Here is a 16,679-nt window from a genome sequence, read left to right as displayed (position 1 = left end):
AAGGGCTATATAGCGATTATTTGACAAGATAAGGCTTGGGCAGTGGATCACAAGAAAAATATGCACTAAGCCATAATAAAGTAAGACTCTTTGCCAGAGCAGAAAATCATGGTCAACGTATCACTCAAGCAGCGAATTCCTCCTTTAGAAAATGGCGATCGCCTCACTCGCTACGAATTTGAACGGCGCTATCAAGCAATGCCCCGTCATCAAAAGGCAGAATTAATTGAAGGAGTTGTATACTTGGCATCCCCGTTACGCTTTGAAAGTCATGCTGAACCACATGGTCATACAATCACTTGGTTGGGAGTTTATGAAGCATCAACCCCTGGTGTGAGATTGGGAATTAAGCCAACAGTCCGCTTAGATCGAGACAATGAACCGCAACCTGATGGAGTGCTATTAATAACACCAAGATCTCAAGGACAATCTCGTTTAAGTCATGATGATTACATCGAAGGTGCGCCAGAACTCGTAATAGAGATAGCAGCTAGCAGTGTTGCTATTGATTTATATGACAAAAAAAAAGTTTATGGTCGCAATGGGGTAAAAGAATACATTATTTGGCAAATATTTGAAAACAAATTAGATTGGTTTCGCCTGCAACAAGGAGAATATGTCTCCTTAGAAGTGGAAGTAGATGGAATTATCAAAAGTGAAGTATTTCCTGGTTTGTGGTTATCAATGTCAGATTTACTTGCTGGGAATATGCAGCAAGTATTGGCTGTGTTGCAGTTGGGATTAAATTCACCAGAATATCAAATATTTGTGCAGCAGTTGTCTAGTCAGAATTCAGGAGTCAGAATTCAAGAGCCAGAATAGTTAAAGAATCAGGAAAATATTTGATGAATATTTGGGCATCAGTCTATTTTTTGGGGAATGAGACTGGCACTTTTAGTTGCGCTATCCCAAACAATCCAGCTTAGAGAATTATCTAAATCATCAGGGCTATTTGAAACTTTAAAATACAGATTTTCTGCGCCTTTCCTCTCAATAGCAAAGTCGGCATTTTGAGCATAAACGACTATAAAACCTTTGTCTCGCAAACAATACATTGCCCACGCTTTCAATGATTGCTTGTATGGTTCGTGGGGAATTGGTGGTTTTGTGATTGTGTCTTCAATTACTTTAAATATTTGCATGAGTTTGCCGATCATAGTAGATTAACTATTGGACTTTAAAAAATTGTTGCCACTTTTGGCATCGAGCATTTATCAATTCTGTGAAATACAGTAGGCTAGCACAGTTATGCTAGCCTAGCCTATGTTCTGTGCGGGCATTTTCAAACATTATTATCCCCAAATTTTTTTCAAACTGAGTGTAAAATCGGGTAAAACAGTTTCCCCGGAAAGAGTTTGAGGTGATTTTAAAATTTCTATATCTTGTCCGGGACGATAAATTTAAACTTCCTGTTTTTTTCGATTTATCAGCCAACCTAAACGACACCCATTTGACATATACTCATGCATTTTTTCTTAAACTTTTCTTAAAGTGTCAGATGGCGACATTATTTTAATTATAAAGTCAGGACATAAAGGAAGAAATTTTTCTCTTTGTTCTTTAGTCAAACTATCCCAACGATATTTTTCTACCCAAGAAACATCAGGAGAACGGTCAGCACCGTTTGGTGAAGTAAATCCAGTTGAAGAATCAAAAACTTCGCCTAGTTGCTTTTGTTCATTCCATGATGCTAATTGCAGAATTAAATTAACATTACTTTTTCCAGTTTCTCCTCCTGTTGGTGGCATTATGACTAATTCTCCTTGGACATTGCGTTCTAATTTTAAATCGGGGTTTTCTTCACACAGATGATAGAACTGCTCTCTTGTCAGTTTAATAATTGAATTAAGGTTTAATGTCAGTGCTGTCATAGAAGCATTTACCGTTTTTTGTTCGCTGACAAATAATTTTTAATGGACATCTGGATCGCAACGAATTTCAATCATAAAGCCATCTGGATCGTAAAAATACACTCCTCTACCAGTAGGACGAGTGACTGGGCCATGAGCGATCGCTATTTTATTTTCTCTGATCACTGTCACCGCGCGATCGAATAACTGCGGATCGATGTCAAAGGCGAGATGGTAGGCTCTGGTGAAAGTCTTTTCTGGGTCTGGATTTGGTGGTGTTAAATCTGGTTCCCCAAATAAATCCAAAATTGTCCCATCCGGGGTGATGAAGTTGGCTACTTTCCCAGATGCGACAAGTTTCACTAGGGTTGCGGGTACTTCGTCGCCTGTAAGTTCATGCAAACCCAGGATTGTGCCATAAAAGTAGCGCGAGGCTTGCATATCCTGGACGTTGAGGGCAATGTGATGTACTTTACGCAGATTTCCTGGCGCAAGGAGACTGTTTACGGATTGGGTACTAGATAGCATAGTAGAACAAAATCTCTTTACTAGGATAGAAGTTCAACTTTTTCTTAAAGTTTATTATGAATAATAAAAATCTATCATGCCATTTGATTATTCTTTAGACTTTAAAAATATCGATTTTCGCCAACATCCCGAACTTTATCGTGTTGGAAAGGGTGAGCAGGGTGTACTTTTGGTTGAACCATACAAATCGGAAATTCTTCCCTACTGGCGGTTTAAAACTCCTGATATTGCTAGAGAGTCGAGTGAAAAAATATACGAGATTTTTCTTGCATATCTAGAAGAAGATGATTTTGTCGGCGCAGATATGGCAAGGAAGTTTATCCAAATGGGCTATACACGCTCTCGCCGTTATGCTAATCATAAAAGTGGCAGGAAATATAAACAAAATTCGGAAACTTCAGATTCCAAAAAAGAGATTCTTCCTTATGAAGTAGACCCAGTTAAAGCCGAGTCAGCAGCAATATTTAAAGCCAAGTGGGTAGAAGCAAAGACAAATGAGAAATATCAAGACCTTTTAGCCAAACATAAACAGATGTATGAGAGCATCTCACCTTTACAAATAAATATACCTGGTGATTAGAAATCGCCGCTACACAATCTTTCCTCCGCCTGCGCGGACTCAGGAATTTGAAACCCACCTCCGTGGGTTTTGTCTGTATAGCCCATTGCTGTGTTGTGGCGTACTGCGTCTAAACCACAAAGCAAAACACCCTAGCTACTAGAGGCAGCATCGGGCGTTAGGGCGAGTCCAATGGGGTAATTGGGCGTTATAGGTCTTTATCTGGGATTCCAGAATCGTTTAGCGCCTCTTTCAACTTATTGTCAGTCTGTCTTTTATTATAAGTTCGTAACGAATTGAGCGACCTACTAGTAAGGCTTTACAAGATTTAATAACGCTACGAACTTATGAAATCCTGTACTTAGTTTGATTGTTTGCTAATAGATATTTGACCTCCATTACTGCAAGAAGTACCAGAATAGTCGTAAATACTTACTAAATATCCTTGAGTTAGTGCAGTTAATGCAGCTTGATAGCCACGTGAGTGAATATCGCGATTGAGTACTGCTGATGCAGGGAAGATTACTATCTGATTGATACAAGGACCGATTCCACCGCTTACACCAACAGCATAATTATCGCCATTAGATGAAGTATTTTGAACAGTTGTGATCTATGCGTTTTTAACTAAATAGTCAGCTTTAGCAACGCCAACTCCAGTAGTTAAAAAGATACCAGATGGAAAAACAAGTGTTAGTGTACCGATGAACAAACGTTTAATAACTGTCAACATTTTATTAATCTCCAGGCTATTTTTCTGTTGTGCATATTACAGACTAACGAAGTACTCATTATTACTTAAAGTAACGGATATAGTGAGTAATTCAAGCTTCTACTGTGTTGCTTAGATGGCAACAAGTCAACAATGATAGTTATATCATAAGTAAGTTGGCACAATAAAACCAAGGTATATTAATTTTTGTAAAACCATGGAACGATTCATTTATAAGCTTTTTGCTGACTTTATACTTTGTTATATAGGTTCATTTTTTAACGCCGACTTACTTATAGGCATTGAGAGTATTAGCGATCGCATCTGGCAGTGTGATATTGAAGGATTGCATAAGCTGGTTATATTGTCACCAATTTAAGATTAACGCGATCGCATTTCCCCTCAGCAATCCAACATAAATCATAATTATGTAACAATAGACTTATCCGGAAATGAGAACTTTATTTGGCTGAAACCTAGCTCTGGAGAGGGTTTTAGAGGTTCCTGTTTTATATAAGCTAAAAAGCCAGCTATGTAAGGGTTTCAGCTATTTTGAGGTTTATTTGTGGATAAGTCTAATAGCTGTAGTGTCGTCGAGGCGATCGCCTGCTTCGAGATAATCAACCAATGTTTGTACTGGTACGCGAGTTCCATAGAAAACTGGTGTACCAGAAAGGATGTCGGGAGAACTCTGTATTAGTTGAGGTTCCATATCGCATCTGGCAGTGTGATATTGAGGGATTGCATAAGCTGGTTACATTGTCGCCAATTAATTTAAGAGTAATGCGATCGCATTTCCCTTTATTCACCCATTGAAACTTGACTGCGGTCAAACAACCACCGATCGCCGACTATCTCCTCTAGACGTTGATTGAGTCGGGGGAGGAAATATTCTGGATCATTTAGCCGTTGCTGAACAAACCAATTATCAAATGCTTCCTGTGTCTCAATTCCTTGGGCACTTGCCGCCCCTGATATCATCTCGAAACTACGCTCTTGAAGTTCCTCTAACTGGGGATGACCTTCACTTTGGTAGTTGCAAAAGAACATAGCCGTTGTTCCTAATAAAACTTCTAGTTCATCGTTTTTAGGGACTGCATTATATAAAAAAACACGGATTAACTGAATAGTGTTGGCTAAGGGGGTTTGAATCCTCAGCGTCAGCCAGATTGCTTGAGCCAGGTAAACCAAACCGTTGCTTTTATCTGCTACGCCTAAATTACCCAGAACTGTCACTAAATGAGCATAGGCACGAACCTGTACTAGTGCCAAAGCAGCTTGCAGATTTAGCTCTAACTGCCTAGCTTTATCTCCAGTTTTACCTGCAAGAGAAGCCATGTTGTTAAGGGTAGTGGCTTTACCTTGAACATCGCCAATTTGCTCCTTTATTTCCAAACATTGCTCGTAGAGTGCGATTGCTCTAGCAATGTCCCCTTGTTGATCGCTCACCCATCCCATATTGCTCAGGGTAGTGGCTTTGTTTTGGACATCGCCAATCTGCTCAAATATTTCCAAGGATTGCTCCCAGAGTGCGATCGCTCTAGGGATGTCCCCTTGTTGGACGATTACCTCAGCCATGTTGTTGAGGGTAATGGCTTTGCCTTTGACATCGCCAATCTGCTCCTTTATTTCTAAAGATTGCTCGTAGAGTGCGATTGCTCTAGGGATGTCACCTTGTTGGGCGATGATTACCTGAGCCATATTGTTGAGGGTAGCGGCTTTACCTTTGACATCGCCAATCTGCTCAAATATTTCCATGTTTTGCTCCCAGAGTGCGATCGCTCTAGCAATGTCCGCTTGTTGGAAGATTACCTGAGCCATGCAGCCCACAATAGCGGCTTTACCTTGGATATCACCAATCTGCTCAAATATTTCCAAGGATTGCTCCCAGAGTGCTATCGCTCTAGGGATGTCCCCTTGTTGGGAGATTACCTGTCCCATGTTGCTCAGGGTAGTGGCTTTGCCTTGGACATCACCAATCTGCTCAAATATTTCCAAGGATTGCTCCCAGAGTGCGATCGCTCTAGGTATGTCTCCTTGTTGGGCGATTACCTGAGCCATGTTGTTGAGGGTAACGGCTTTACCTTGGATGTCACCAATCTGCTCAGATATTTCCAAGGATTGATCGTAGAGTGCGATTGCTCTAGCTATGTCTCCTTGGTCGATAATTACCGTTGCCATGTTGTTGAGGGTATTGGCTTTACCTTTGACATCGCCAATCTGCTCAAATATTTCCAAGTTTTGCTCCCAGAGTGCGATCGCTCTAGGTATGTCTCCTTGTTGGGCGATTACCAGAGCCATGTTGTTGAGGGTAGTGGCTTTACCTCTGACATCGCCAATCTGCGATTTTTTGTTCTCAGCGCTGTCACCAGTTGGTTAATGGGGCGCGTATCCCGATACATCCGCAACAGATGCCAGTCGGTGCATTCTTCGTCAATCATCTCCTGCTGCGCCGCTTTGACTGCTTCTTCAACTGTTGCCCCCGTCGCCAAAGCTTGATAAAGTGCCTGTGCCGCTACAATACCCGTGCGGTCATACACCGGACGCGCCCAGCCTAAAACTATACCTGCCCCTGCCTTTACCAATGCCTGCGCCATTGAGGGTACTGTCCCCTTATTAGAAACCTGTCCCGTATGACAACCAGAAAGAAAAGTTACACGCGGCCAGCGTCCGCGAAAGGCTTTAGCTAAATCATTGACGGTAGTCAGTTGCAAATTCCCCACCTCATCTTCAGTGATGAAGCAGGGGGTATTGTCTGCTAACGTTGCACCTATTGGCAGCAAAGAGCCGTAATCTTTTTTGGTGTAAATTATCCCGTGTCCCGTGAGGTGAAAGACATCAAAATAGTCTTCTGGGTAGGATTTCACCAAATTGGCTAACTCCGCAACCGAGCCGCTTTCCTCGACAATCAACGCCAAAGGCTGATCTTTAGTTGCTTGCAAAATGTTCGCTTCTTCCTGCTCAAACCCTAATGGTGGAACTCTGGGATCTTCAGGAGAAGTCGCCATGAACAGCAACCGCAATGGGCGATTTTGCACGCCAATCAGTGGGGTTTGACGCTGCACAGAACGTACTGGTAAGACGGAAAGATTCTGACGTTCGATTAAAAACCCTGCACCATCATGTAGCAATTCCCAAGGTAGATGTGCCAATCCCAACGCTACCCGTTCTGTTTCCGGGTTCAATCCCTTTGCTTCACTGGTTTTAATCAAATCTAGAAGAATCGTTTGCTCATCCGCCTCATCCAGCGACTTTCTCAGCCATCCTTCTTTACCATCCAGCCATTGATAAAGTTGCCGTCCTAACTGGGTGAGATAGGGTAGATGATCTTTCTGTTGAGCATAGTAATTTTGCTCACACAAATCAATCAGCGCTGCCAACTCTGCTTTATCCAAGCGACGTGAAACATTCTGAAAGCGCAGTTCAAAAGTTTGCTGTTGACTGAGGGCGAAGGCAAAGTTTAGGGGCATGGCTTGCAGGGGTAGTTTCTACAATAGACTTATCCACAAATAAACCTCAAAATAGCTGAAACCCTTACATAGCTGGCTTTTTAGCTTATATAAAACAGGAACCTCTAAAACCCTCTCCAGAGCTAGGTTTCAGCCAAATAAAGTTCTCATTTCCGGATAAGTCTAATAACCTTCACCGTATTATCACCCAATTCCTCAAGCCTTAACTATCATCGCCGATATTCGTCGCCACAATCGCCGATTAGCTGATATAAATCGCGTGATTGGCGAGATACTGCATTGATGCGATCGCGATCGTCACCATCTAAACTAAAACTAAAGATTTTGGCGTTATCTTCAATATGTTCAGATACACCAAGCCTTGCACCAACTATCACACCTCCCACAGTTGGCTGATCTAAAATGTAACGCACTGCTACATTAGAAATACTTACCCCATGCTTATTAGCAATTTCCTTCAGGATAGCCAGCAACTCTTGAAATAATTGCCAACCACCCCAACCATCGATCATATTTTTATATTTTTTCAAACTTGCTGTAGACAGATCAAATCCTCGCGGTTCCGGTTTGCCCAAATAGTTTTCTGATAACAAACCGCCGCACACTGTACCGTAAGTAAAAAGCTTTATGTCATGCTGTTGACAAAACTCCACCATATTAACTTCGGGACGGCGGTCAACAAGGGAAAATTGCACTTGGTTAGAAACAATTTTGATGCCTGCTTCGGTAATAATCTTCAAGTGTTCCGTGTCAAAATTAGTTAAACCTAGATGCTTAATTTTACCCTCAGTCTGAAGTTCCGCCATATATTTGAGGGCATCGAGGTAATTTTTATCCTGATATTCCCACCAATGAAATTGCATCAAATCTAACGATTGCACATTCATTCTTCTCAGGGAAATATCAATATTTTCCTCAACCAGTTTTTTCGTCATTTTACCTGGACGAGGCACCCATTTTGTAAAAGCTTGTACCTGAGATAAAGCATCTTTTCCACGAGTATCAATTAGTTCGCAGCGAAACTCGCCAATAAAATCTTCTGCGGGGCCATAATGGTCTGCTAAATCCCAAGTAGTAAAGCCTGCATCTAAATATTTGAACATAGTCTCAATGGCGGCATTGGGATTTATCTGTCCGTGTCCGCCGGAGACTTGCCACATACCATTTAATATGCGGCAGATGTTTAAATCGGGAGTAAGTTGGAGACGGCTAGCTGCGGGTAAGTTCATTTTCAAGTTTAGGAGTTGGGAGTGGGGAGAGACGCGATTAATCGCGTCTGTACAGAAGTGAGAAGAGTAGTTTTTTCACTCAACCTCTCTCGATTTTGACATATGCTTGCAGGCATAAGTGTCCGAACCAATACTACAGAGATTCAAAGTCAGTTGTAAATCCAGTAAAATTTGCACAATCTTCTTGAAAGGCTTCTGCATCACTAACATCCTCGATTTTATAGGACATGATGCGGGTACCATCTGGCATTTTTTTGGAACCAATCAATTCACCTTGATATTTCTCTGCGATCACTTTAAATTCAGTACCATAACGCTTCCAGGCATCGCTTGAACAAGTAATATTTACTCGCCACATATTTCACTCCCAATGACTACCACTAAATCTTGATCATCTCATAAATAGGCAACATATTACACATCACCTCTTTGGGGCTGTAATTTTCTATCTAAAGGAAGTGCCTAGCCCAATCAGACTACGCCATAATATGGGTGTACGAACATTTCTAGAAACTTTTATCCATCCAAATTAGTTAAATCCCAAGAGTTGAAAATGCCTAACAATATCAAACAACAAATTCAAGCCGATTTGCAACAAGCAAAAGAAACCGGACAATTAAGAACTGAGCGGGTTCGAGAAATTGTGAAATCCGCAGTTTCTCAAGTAGCTTCTGAGTTGAAACAAGGTTCTAGTGAACTTCGTAGCCTAGTTAGAGATGCAGTTTCTGCTGTAGTTGAAAACTTCCAAGAAAAAGGTAGCGAACTCAAAGATGAAGTGACAGCTTCCATTGAAGGAGCGTTGGAAGGAATTAATAGTCAAAGACACGAAAACATTGCTAAAACTCAGACAGATATCAAGCGGCTACAGGCTCAACTGGATGGTGCAGAAGAACAACTCCAACAAGAGGTTGATGTAATCTTGGCTGAGATTGAAGAGACGGGTAAGGAAAAACCTGCTAGTACCAAAACTGCAATTGATTCTGCTGTCAATGCTATTAAAGGTAGTGAAGAAATAGGATTGTTAAAGAAGCGTTACGCTCAACTGCAAGCGCAGCTAGCCATTGTCCGAGCTAACTTAGCTGCACGTCATGGCGGACGTTCTCTGGAGGTTAAAGATTATCTAGACGAGGCTAAACACTGGTATGATAAAGCTCGTCCTCAAGCAGAATCTGTAGCTGCACAGGTAGGAGACAAGCGATCGCAGCTAGAAGATAAACTGGGTGAAGCTGGTACATCTTTAGCGAGAAAAGAGCACCAAATCAAACAAACTTTAAGGGAGTTACTCTTAACGGCGGCTGACTTGTTCAAAGATAAGGAACCTGCTGATAAAGAGCGGGAAACTATTCATAAATAGACTGTTTTGGTGTTGATTTAGCTCAGTAAATTTTAATTAGGGTGCGTTACGGCTAAAGCCGTAACGCATCGCTGTATAAGAGACTGATAAATAAAAAAATACTTAACTACTAATTGTGGGGTGGGCATCTCAGTGAAAGCAAATATACTAGATGAGAAACAACACTCTTGCTCCCTCTCCGAACCCACGCAGAGGGTTGGGGTGAGGTTTTACAAGGCTTTTATCCGAAAGTGAGATACTACCATGCCCACCCGACAAAATTGGATAATTTATTTGTTGTAAATCCTTAAGATGGTGCGTTAGACGTTTTCCATAAATGTTTTTCTTTACAAATACAAAGTATGCACCTAATACAACGGCAGATTCCAATCAAATAGGGTGCGTTACGGTGTTCCAGCTAACGAACCCTATTTGATTGGAAATGCTTAAAATTAATCTTGCGTATTAGTAAATACGTCCCCCTTCATTAAGTTGTTCTTCATGCTTGGCAATAACCCAAATTGCATGAATACTACCGGGTAGCCAACCTAGAACTGTAAGCAAAATGTTAATAAACAAAGTTGGGCCAACTCCAACTGTCAGGAAAACGCCTAAAGGAGGCACTAACAAACCGAGAAGAAAACGAACTAATTTCATGATGTTACAACTTTTTGATTTTGTTTAATTTGAAGATGCCGAATGAGGAAATCCACCTTCGGATATTTTATTTGGAGTAGAGACGTGATAAGCAAGATTGGTATTTCTACTCCTTCTAATACTTATCTTGAAGGTAATTCACCTTGGCTTTTTACATTACCACTGCCGGTTAAAAGGTTTCTTTCAACAAAGTAGTTGTTAATGAAGGTGTTAGCAAAAGATAAAATTACTGGCCCGAGAAGAAAACCAATAATTCCGTGAACTGAGAACCCAGGAATTAGGACTGATGCTAACCAGAAACAAAAACCGTTGACGATCAGCGAAAATCCTCCAAACGTGACAAAGTTAAGTGGTAAAGAAAGAGTAGAGAGAACTGGTTTAAATGAACCGTTTATTAAACCAACTACTAACCCGGCAATCAAGGCGGCTGGAAAATTAGCAATATTAACGCCTGGAACAACTAAATCAACAATCAACAGGCTCAAAGCTGTAGCTAGCGCGGTTAATAATGGAGTCAACATTGTTTTTACCTAATAACTAAAGATTTTTCGTTTGAAACTTCTTATCTAATCTTTAACTATCTGCTACGTTTTAACCTCTCTTGCAAGATAGAATTTACTTCTACCATTAGGTCTATCATTGAGAAAACTATAGCGGTTATAATATACATGCAATAGAAAGTAGGGACGCACAGCTAGCTATGCGTCCCTACTCTATTTGACTAATTGCAAAACTCCCAAGTGCCGTGATGCAGTGTTTTTAAGGCTGCGTTAAATTTGTTTAACGCAGCCGATAAATTTAAGATTAATTTAATGTCATAGTCCAACAATCACTCAGATTTTCCAGAATCAGGCTTATAGTAAAGGGCTGATTTATACAAGACTTGTTCTTGATGGGTTTCTAAAGTGCAATTAGACAAGGGGTAAGTTACACAAGTAACAACATAACCAGCCTGTATTTCACTTGGACGTAGAAATTTTTGCTCATTTTGATCAACTTCACCGCTAATGAGTTTGGCAATACAGGCAGAACATTCGCCTTGTTTACACCCAGATGGGAGGCGGATACGAGCATCTTCCGCCATATCCAGAATATATTGATCATCTGGCACTGGAATGGTGCAATCTAACCCAAGACTAGGATTGATGAATCGAACTTGATAAACTGCCATCTGCTGTTTCTAATTTGAGAGTCACATTTTGTTATTTTCTGGCGTGTTTGGATCTGGGACAAGAAGATTGACCAAATACTTTTATCCCTAGTTGAGCGGATCAAAACGCTGCAAGATGAGAGCTATGAACACCACTGGCAAACCTACACCTATAGAAATGAGAGCTTGGGTAAATGTCAAAGGTGTGGTGTCAAACACTTGATTCATCATGCTCCACTGACTGAACAGACATTGTAAAATCACCACAACTACAATTCCGATCGCAGGTGCATAGGCTACAGGTGTGCGTTTACCTTGGATTCTCACGACTAGAGATGGTAAAAACTGGCTAATGCTTAACAGGTAAAAGACTTCTGCCGCCACCAGCCCATTAATTGCCATCGTTCGCGCCAATGGTTCATTGCCTGTAGTTTGAAGTACCGATTGAAACATCCCAAAAATTACCAGCCAATTGAAGAGGGAAATCGCGATGATACGCTGGAGTAACCCACCCGATAAAAGTCTTTCTCTGGGGTTGCGTGGTGGTTGTTGCATCACCTGTCCAGATTTTGGCTCAAAGGCGAGGGGAGCAATCAAGGCTATAGAACTGACCATGTTGAGCCAGAGAATTTGGATTGGTAAGATGGGAAGCACGGTTGCCAGGAAAATGGCAATCAAAATCGTCATAGATTCGCCTACGTTGATCGGCAGCAAGAAGGCGATCGCTTTTCGCAAGTTGCGGTAAACACCTCGTCCTTCCTCCACAGCGGCTTCTATTGAGGCGAAATTATCGTCAGTGAGAAGCATATCTGCGGATTCTTTGGCAACCTCTGCCCCGGCTATGCCCATCGCTACACCAATGTCTGCCTGTTTGAGAGCTGGAGCATCATTTACACCATCTCCAGTCATAGCAACAATTTCACCCTGAAACTGCAACGCTTTCACCAGATACAACTTTTGTTCTGGGGCAACTCGTGCAAATACCATACCTTGTTCAGCCGCTTGGGCGAATTCTTTTTCATCCATCTGAGCTAATTGCTGTCCGGTGAATACCTGTGCTTCAGTGGAGCAAATTCCCATTTGGCGGGCGATCGCAGCTGCTGTGAGCGCATGATCCCCAGTGATCATTTTTACCTGAATCCCGGCAGATTGACAGGCTTTGACTGCGGCGATCGCTTCCTCACGGGGCGGATCGATTATGCCCTGAAGTCCCAGAAACACTAGTCCTTGATCGATATCATTGCGATCCAAGGAGCGCTTAGTCGCAACTTCTTTAGTGGCGAAAGCTAGCACTCGTAACCCCTGGTTTGCCATGCCAGCAACTTCCTGTTCCACTGTGGCAGGATTGAGACGAGCAAGTTGTCCTTGAGCATCGAGCAGGCGATCGCATCGTTGGAGAATTGCCTCCACAGAACCTTTGAGATAAATCACATTCAGCCCTGCCTTTGCATCCAATTCATGCAAAGTCGCCATGTATTGGAATTGAGACTCAAAGGGAATGGTGTCTATTCTGGGTAATTCTTGCTCTAGATTCTCTTGTGTCAATCCCGCTTTATTGCCAGCCGTAATCAATGCTCCCTCGGTTGGGGTTCCGACTAAGTTCCACTGTCCATCTCCCCATTCGATGTGAGAATCATTGCAGAGCAATCCTGCTTCCAGGGATTCCCAAAGAGCAACATGTGCATCTGCATTAAAATCAACGGGCTGTCGATTCAGTAGGATTTCACCATCTGGGGCATAACCAATACCACTGACGGTGTAGTTTTGCTCACCCGCATAAATCTTTTGAACCGTCATCTGATTCTCAGTTAAAGTCCCAGTTTTGTCAGAGCAGATAACGGTAGTACTTCCCAAGGTTTCCACAGCAGGTAGCTTACGAATAATTGCCTTACGTTGTGCCATCCGGGAAACTCCGATCGCCAAAGTGACGGTAACAATTGCAGGCAATCCTTCTGGAATCGCGCTGACGATCAGAGCTACACTCGCTTTGAAAACATCAATCCAAGATTCACCCTGTCCTAATCCGACTGCAAATGTCAGGGCAGCCAAACCTAAAATCACATACAACAAGCTTTTGCTAAACTTGTCAATATTTCGTGTTAGCGGTGTTTTCAGATTTGTGCTGCTTTCAATTAACTGCGAGATCCGACCGATTTCGGTGGCATCTGCGATCGCGACTACAATCCCTTCTGCCTGTCCAAAGCTGACGAAACTTCCTGCATACACCATATTGCTTCGTTCGGCTAACGGTGTTTCGATAGCCAGCGATGCCCTTGCTTTCTCGACCGGAACGGATTCGCCTGTTAAGGCAGACTCGTCAATTTGCAAGCCACGCACACTTAATAGCCGCAGATCCGCAGGCACTTTATCCCCAGATGCCAGCAGTACCAAATCACCAGGAACAAGTTCAGTCGAAGCCAAACGGGTTTTTTGACCATCGCGAATCACAGTTGCTTCGGTATTGACGGCTTTGGATAGAGCAGCGATCGCACCTTCTGCTTTAGATTCTTGAATGTAGCCAATGATGACATTAATCAGGGTGACAGCAAAAATTACTCCCGCATCGATCCAATCTCGCAGCAGCAGTGTCACCACTCCCGCCGTCAGCAAAATATATAGTAGTGGTTGATTAAATTGCTCTAAAAATCGTAGCCAAGGACTTTTTCCACTTTTACTAGTCAGTTGATTTGCACCCATCTGCTGGTGTCGCATGGTAGCTTCTTCATTGGTCAAACCTGCTTCGGGATGGCTGGCTAAGGTTTGCACAACCTTTTGTTCACCCAGAGTATGCCATTCATAGTTGAGTAAATCTTTTGTTGTCTGGGCAAAAGTATTTGTAGCGATCGTATTTGCTGTCATCTCAGTCTCCAAAAACTAATTCCTAATACTTCGGCTACGCTCAGTACAAGTTCGTAATTAAGACTCATCAGATTTAATAGGGATTTCTCTGTTTGAATCTGTACTTTTCTTTTTTCAAATTGGTGTTATTACGAGAATCTTTTGCTAAGTTCATAAATATGCCATTCCCGCACACCCCAATAACTGAGAATCGATTCTGCTTGCCAGATTTCATCTGTTGTTCCCTCTACCTTCACCAAAAATTCTTCTTGGCAGGTGGTTGGCTCACAGAGTCTAGCTTGCCTTTCGGGAGCAAACCAACCTTGAAACGCGCCATACACACTGCCAAAAATCGCACTTGCTCCACCCGCCAGCAGTGTACCCAGCACAGATTCAACCGCTAATGCCGGCCCAAAACCGGGAATAACTAATACACCAAGTCCGGCTGTGAGTGCCAGGAAGCCTCCGGCTGTTCCTCCTGTAATTGCGCCTGCTTTGGCACCTGCGATCGGAGTTATGGTATGTTTACCCCCATTAGCATCCTCGTGCAACTTTTGATCTTCAGAGTCTAAAGTGAACACAGAAATTTTATGCATAGGAAAGTCAATCGCTCTGAGTTCATCAAGCACCTGTGTTGCAGCCTGACGGGTAGAAATGATACCGATTGAATTTTTAACTTGACTGAAATTCATCACAACATCTCCTATAAAAATCAGTAAGTTTAAAACGAAGCTTTATTAATCTCCAAATAGGAAAAAACTATAGTTTTCTAGTGTGAGCATGAACCGTATTAGTTCGGCTATTCGTTTTAAACCTCAGTTGGTTAGTTTCGTTTCTCTGCTTCTTTTCCAGGATTGCTGATGAATGTGAACGAAAAGTGAATAAATCGTTTATCGTACTTAATTTCACTTTTAAATCACATTTGTCTCTCAAGCTAAAAGACAACACAAGTGAATGAAGTAATTGATTATTGGAGCTGGATATGAGCTTTAAGAATATTTTGGTGGCAGTCGATGATTCACCTGCTACTGCAACAGTGTTTGCAAAAGCGCTAAAGTTAGCCCAAAGAGATGCTGCTCAGTTAATGATTAGTCACAGCATTGAGCTAGCAGCTTCTAGTCAACTGACTGTGAACTTAGTAGACCTGGGAATAGAAACACGACAGGCACAAAGTTTACTCCGGTTGTACTATCAGAAAGCGAAAACACAAGGCATTATGGCAGAATCCAGTTAGGGACTTCCAAATAAAAAAATATACAACTATTTATTGTGGGGTGGGCATCTTGCCCGCCCGTAATCATGGGCGGGCAAGATGCCCACCCCACAAGATGGGATAATTTATTTCTTGGAAATCCCTTATCAAACAGGAGATCCTGGGACTAATATCTGTGTTCCTTCACAACTGTCTACCAACCGCCAGAATTTTGCTGTTCAAACGTGAGTTTTCCACGAATAGTATTGATTATGCTTTACAAGAAACAATCTAGTTTCCTCGTAGTTCACCAAAGAAATTTTGCGGGGTTTATTTTATGGTAGGAAAATCAAGTTCTTTTCTCCCCCTGCTTCCCCTGCTTTATCTACCTACCTTCACCCGTAATTTTTGGGTTGGTCGAGTACTAGGACAACAATATATTGGGTTATTTTTAGCAGGAATAACCGTTTTAATTCTGGTTTTCCTATCAACTCATACCCATGAAAATCTACACTGAAATCGAAATTCAAGCATCCGATAAGCAGGTCTGGAACTTACTCACTGATTTTGCCAGTTTTCCACATTGGAATCTGTTTATTCGTCAAATTAGTGGCTCGCTGAGTGAAGGGGCACAGCTAACCGTTCACTTTCAGCCTCCAGGTACAGATATTATGACCTTTCGACCGACTGTGATTACGGTAGAACCTAATCGCAAATTGCGCTGGTTAGGGCATTTTTTGAGCCCAGGACTATTTGACGGTGAACATAGCTTTATCATTGAACCATTAGCAAGCGATATCTACGACGGGCTACGCCTACGCGTCCGCTTCATTCAGCAAGCATCTTTCCAGGGCTTACTAGTACCTCTGCTGGCTCGTCGATTAAATATTGATGTTCGCCAAGGGTTTGAAGCGATGAACCAAACATTGAAAACCAAGGCAGAACGCATTAATCAAACTACGACTACTTCATTAAATGCACAAGTCTAGCCTGAATCCCCAAATTATGAAAGATTTGATGGGGCGTACTAATAATTAATCAGGGATTTGCTTATAAAATTGGGCGCAAGTAAGAAACAAAAATAAGCAAGGTAACTTCTAAGTTGCTCTCAAGCCTTAACTTGGCAATCTGGAGATAAAAAATTTAGAACTGGTGAATTAG

The 16,679-nt window shown here is 42.0% G+C and carries 19 protein-coding genes and 2 pseudogenes; 7 read left to right on the top strand and 14 right to left on the bottom strand.

Annotated features, from left to right (window positions below):
• Nucleotides 1–108 precede the first annotated feature (108 nt).
• The gene (locus PUQ00_RS07785; protein ID WP_300414842.1) at nucleotides 109–822 is read left to right on the top strand and encodes a Uma2 family endonuclease; all 714 of its coding nucleotides are present in this window, start codon (nucleotides 109–111) and stop codon (nucleotides 820–822) included.
• Nucleotides 823–860: 38 nt separating this feature from the next.
• On the opposite strand, the gene PUQ00_RS07780 is transcribed toward PUQ00_RS07785, so the two are convergent.
• The 3 genes and pseudogenes from PUQ00_RS07780 to PUQ00_RS07770 form a co-directional block, all read right to left on the bottom strand.
• Nucleotides 861–1,142, bottom strand: coding sequence for a hypothetical protein (locus tag PUQ00_RS07780; protein WP_300414840.1), 282 nt, complete (start codon nucleotides 1,140–1,142; stop codon nucleotides 861–863).
• Nucleotides 1,143–1,292: 150 nt separating this feature from the next.
• Nucleotides 1,293–1,871, bottom strand: a pseudogene (locus PUQ00_RS07775) (Uma2 family endonuclease).
• A gap of 39 nt (nucleotides 1,872–1,910) precedes the next feature.
• The gene (locus PUQ00_RS07770; protein ID WP_300414837.1) at nucleotides 1,911–2,378 is read right to left on the bottom strand and encodes a VOC family protein; all 468 of its coding nucleotides are present in this window, start codon (nucleotides 2,376–2,378) and stop codon (nucleotides 1,911–1,913) included.
• Nucleotides 2,379–2,454: 76 nt separating this feature from the next.
• On the opposite strand from PUQ00_RS07770, the gene PUQ00_RS07765 reads away from it, so the two are divergent.
• The gene (locus tag PUQ00_RS07765; protein ID WP_300414835.1) at nucleotides 2,455–2,958 is read left to right on the top strand and encodes a DUF4385 domain-containing protein; all 504 of its coding nucleotides are present in this window, start codon (nucleotides 2,455–2,457) and stop codon (nucleotides 2,956–2,958) included.
• 340 nt (nucleotides 2,959–3,298) lie between these two features.
• Here PUQ00_RS07765 and PUQ00_RS32745 read toward each other — a convergent pair whose 3' ends face one another.
• The 6 genes and pseudogenes from PUQ00_RS32745 to PUQ00_RS07740 form a co-directional block, all read right to left on the bottom strand.
• Nucleotides 3,299–3,550 (bottom strand): DUF5992 family protein, encoded by a 252-nt coding sequence (locus PUQ00_RS32745; RefSeq protein WP_366145948.1) that lies wholly within the window; start codon nucleotides 3,548–3,550, stop codon nucleotides 3,299–3,301.
• A gap of 688 nt (nucleotides 3,551–4,238) precedes the next feature.
• Nucleotides 4,239–4,361 (bottom strand): annotated as a pseudogene (locus tag PUQ00_RS07760) (DUF433 domain-containing protein); the annotation flags it as partial.
• An 89-nt stretch (nucleotides 4,362–4,450) separates the two neighbouring features.
• Nucleotides 4,451–5,950 carry a tetratricopeptide repeat protein gene (locus PUQ00_RS07755; protein WP_300414833.1) on the bottom strand — a complete coding sequence of 500 codons (1,500 nt, stop codon included), beginning with the start codon at nucleotides 5,948–5,950 and terminating at the stop codon, nucleotides 4,451–4,453.
• Nucleotides 5,938–7,119 carry a CHAT domain-containing protein gene (locus tag PUQ00_RS07750; protein WP_300414831.1) on the bottom strand — a complete coding sequence of 394 codons (1,182 nt, stop codon included), beginning with the start codon at nucleotides 7,117–7,119 and terminating at the stop codon, nucleotides 5,938–5,940. Before PUQ00_RS07750 ends, PUQ00_RS07755 begins: the two co-directional genes overlap by 13 nt.
• A 209-nt stretch (nucleotides 7,120–7,328) precedes the next feature.
• Nucleotides 7,329–8,348, bottom strand: a complete 1,020-nt coding sequence (locus PUQ00_RS07745) for an aldo/keto reductase (RefSeq protein WP_300414829.1) — start codon at nucleotides 8,346–8,348, stop codon at nucleotides 7,329–7,331.
• Between the two features lie 133 nt (nucleotides 8,349–8,481).
• The gene (locus tag PUQ00_RS07740; protein ID WP_300414827.1) at nucleotides 8,482–8,706 is read right to left on the bottom strand and encodes a hypothetical protein; all 225 of its coding nucleotides are present in this window, start codon (nucleotides 8,704–8,706) and stop codon (nucleotides 8,482–8,484) included.
• A gap of 195 nt (nucleotides 8,707–8,901) precedes the next feature.
• Here PUQ00_RS07740 and PUQ00_RS07735 point away from each other — a divergent pair, with 195 nt between their 5' ends.
• Nucleotides 8,902–9,702, top strand: coding sequence for a histidine kinase (locus PUQ00_RS07735; RefSeq protein ID WP_300414826.1), 801 nt, complete (start codon nucleotides 8,902–8,904; stop codon nucleotides 9,700–9,702).
• 444 nt (nucleotides 9,703–10,146) lie between these two features.
• Here PUQ00_RS07735 and PUQ00_RS07730 read toward each other — a convergent pair whose 3' ends face one another.
• From PUQ00_RS07730 to PUQ00_RS07710, 5 genes are all read right to left on the bottom strand, one after another.
• Nucleotides 10,147–10,338: a YqaE/Pmp3 family membrane protein gene (locus PUQ00_RS07730; RefSeq protein WP_300414824.1), complete on the bottom strand. Its 192-nt coding sequence runs from the start codon at nucleotides 10,336–10,338 to the stop codon at nucleotides 10,147–10,149.
• Between the two features lie 122 nt (nucleotides 10,339–10,460).
• Nucleotides 10,461–10,859, bottom strand: coding sequence for a phage holin family protein (locus PUQ00_RS07725; RefSeq protein WP_300414821.1), 399 nt, complete (start codon nucleotides 10,857–10,859; stop codon nucleotides 10,461–10,463).
• Nucleotides 10,860–11,167: 308 nt separating this feature from the next.
• The gene (locus PUQ00_RS07720; protein WP_300414818.1) at nucleotides 11,168–11,509 is read right to left on the bottom strand and encodes a 2Fe-2S iron-sulfur cluster-binding protein; all 342 of its coding nucleotides are present in this window, start codon (nucleotides 11,507–11,509) and stop codon (nucleotides 11,168–11,170) included.
• 87 nt (nucleotides 11,510–11,596) lie between these two features.
• Nucleotides 11,597–14,347, bottom strand: coding sequence for an HAD-IC family P-type ATPase (locus PUQ00_RS07715; protein ID WP_300414816.1), 2,751 nt, complete (start codon nucleotides 14,345–14,347; stop codon nucleotides 11,597–11,599).
• Between the two features lie 128 nt (nucleotides 14,348–14,475).
• Nucleotides 14,476–15,018 (bottom strand): hypothetical protein, encoded by a 543-nt coding sequence (locus PUQ00_RS07710; RefSeq protein ID WP_300414813.1) that lies wholly within the window; start codon nucleotides 15,016–15,018, stop codon nucleotides 14,476–14,478.
• Nucleotides 15,019–15,308: 290 nt separating this feature from the next.
• Here PUQ00_RS07710 and PUQ00_RS07705 point away from each other — a divergent pair, with 290 nt between their 5' ends.
• The 4 genes from PUQ00_RS07705 (at nucleotide 15,309) to PUQ00_RS07690 (ending at nucleotide 16,507) form a co-directional block, all read left to right on the top strand.
• Nucleotides 15,309–15,560 carry a universal stress protein gene (locus tag PUQ00_RS07705; protein WP_300414811.1) on the top strand — a complete coding sequence of 84 codons (252 nt, stop codon included), beginning with the start codon at nucleotides 15,309–15,311 and terminating at the stop codon, nucleotides 15,558–15,560.
• Nucleotides 15,561–15,638: 78 nt separating this feature from the next.
• The gene (locus PUQ00_RS07700) at nucleotides 15,639–15,767 is read left to right on the top strand and encodes a hypothetical protein (protein WP_300414808.1); all 129 of its coding nucleotides are present in this window, start codon (nucleotides 15,639–15,641) and stop codon (nucleotides 15,765–15,767) included.
• Between the two features lie 88 nt (nucleotides 15,768–15,855).
• A complete protein-coding gene (locus tag PUQ00_RS07695; RefSeq protein WP_300414805.1) occupies nucleotides 15,856–16,035 on the top strand; it encodes a hypothetical protein in 180 nt (59 codons plus the stop codon).
• Nucleotides 16,019–16,507, top strand: coding sequence for an SRPBCC domain-containing protein (locus PUQ00_RS07690; RefSeq protein ID WP_300414802.1), 489 nt, complete (start codon nucleotides 16,019–16,021; stop codon nucleotides 16,505–16,507). The genes PUQ00_RS07695 and PUQ00_RS07690 overlap by 17 nt, the downstream gene beginning before the upstream one ends.
• Nucleotides 16,508–16,679: the final 172 nt, after the last annotated feature.

It is taken from the genome of Nostoc sp. S13 (assembly GCF_029379315.1).
Classification (GTDB): domain Bacteria; phylum Cyanobacteriota; class Cyanobacteriia; order Cyanobacteriales; family Nostocaceae; genus Nostoc.
The sequence above is the reverse complement of the archived record's forward strand: the minus strand, read 5'-3'. Positions and strand labels throughout refer to the sequence as shown.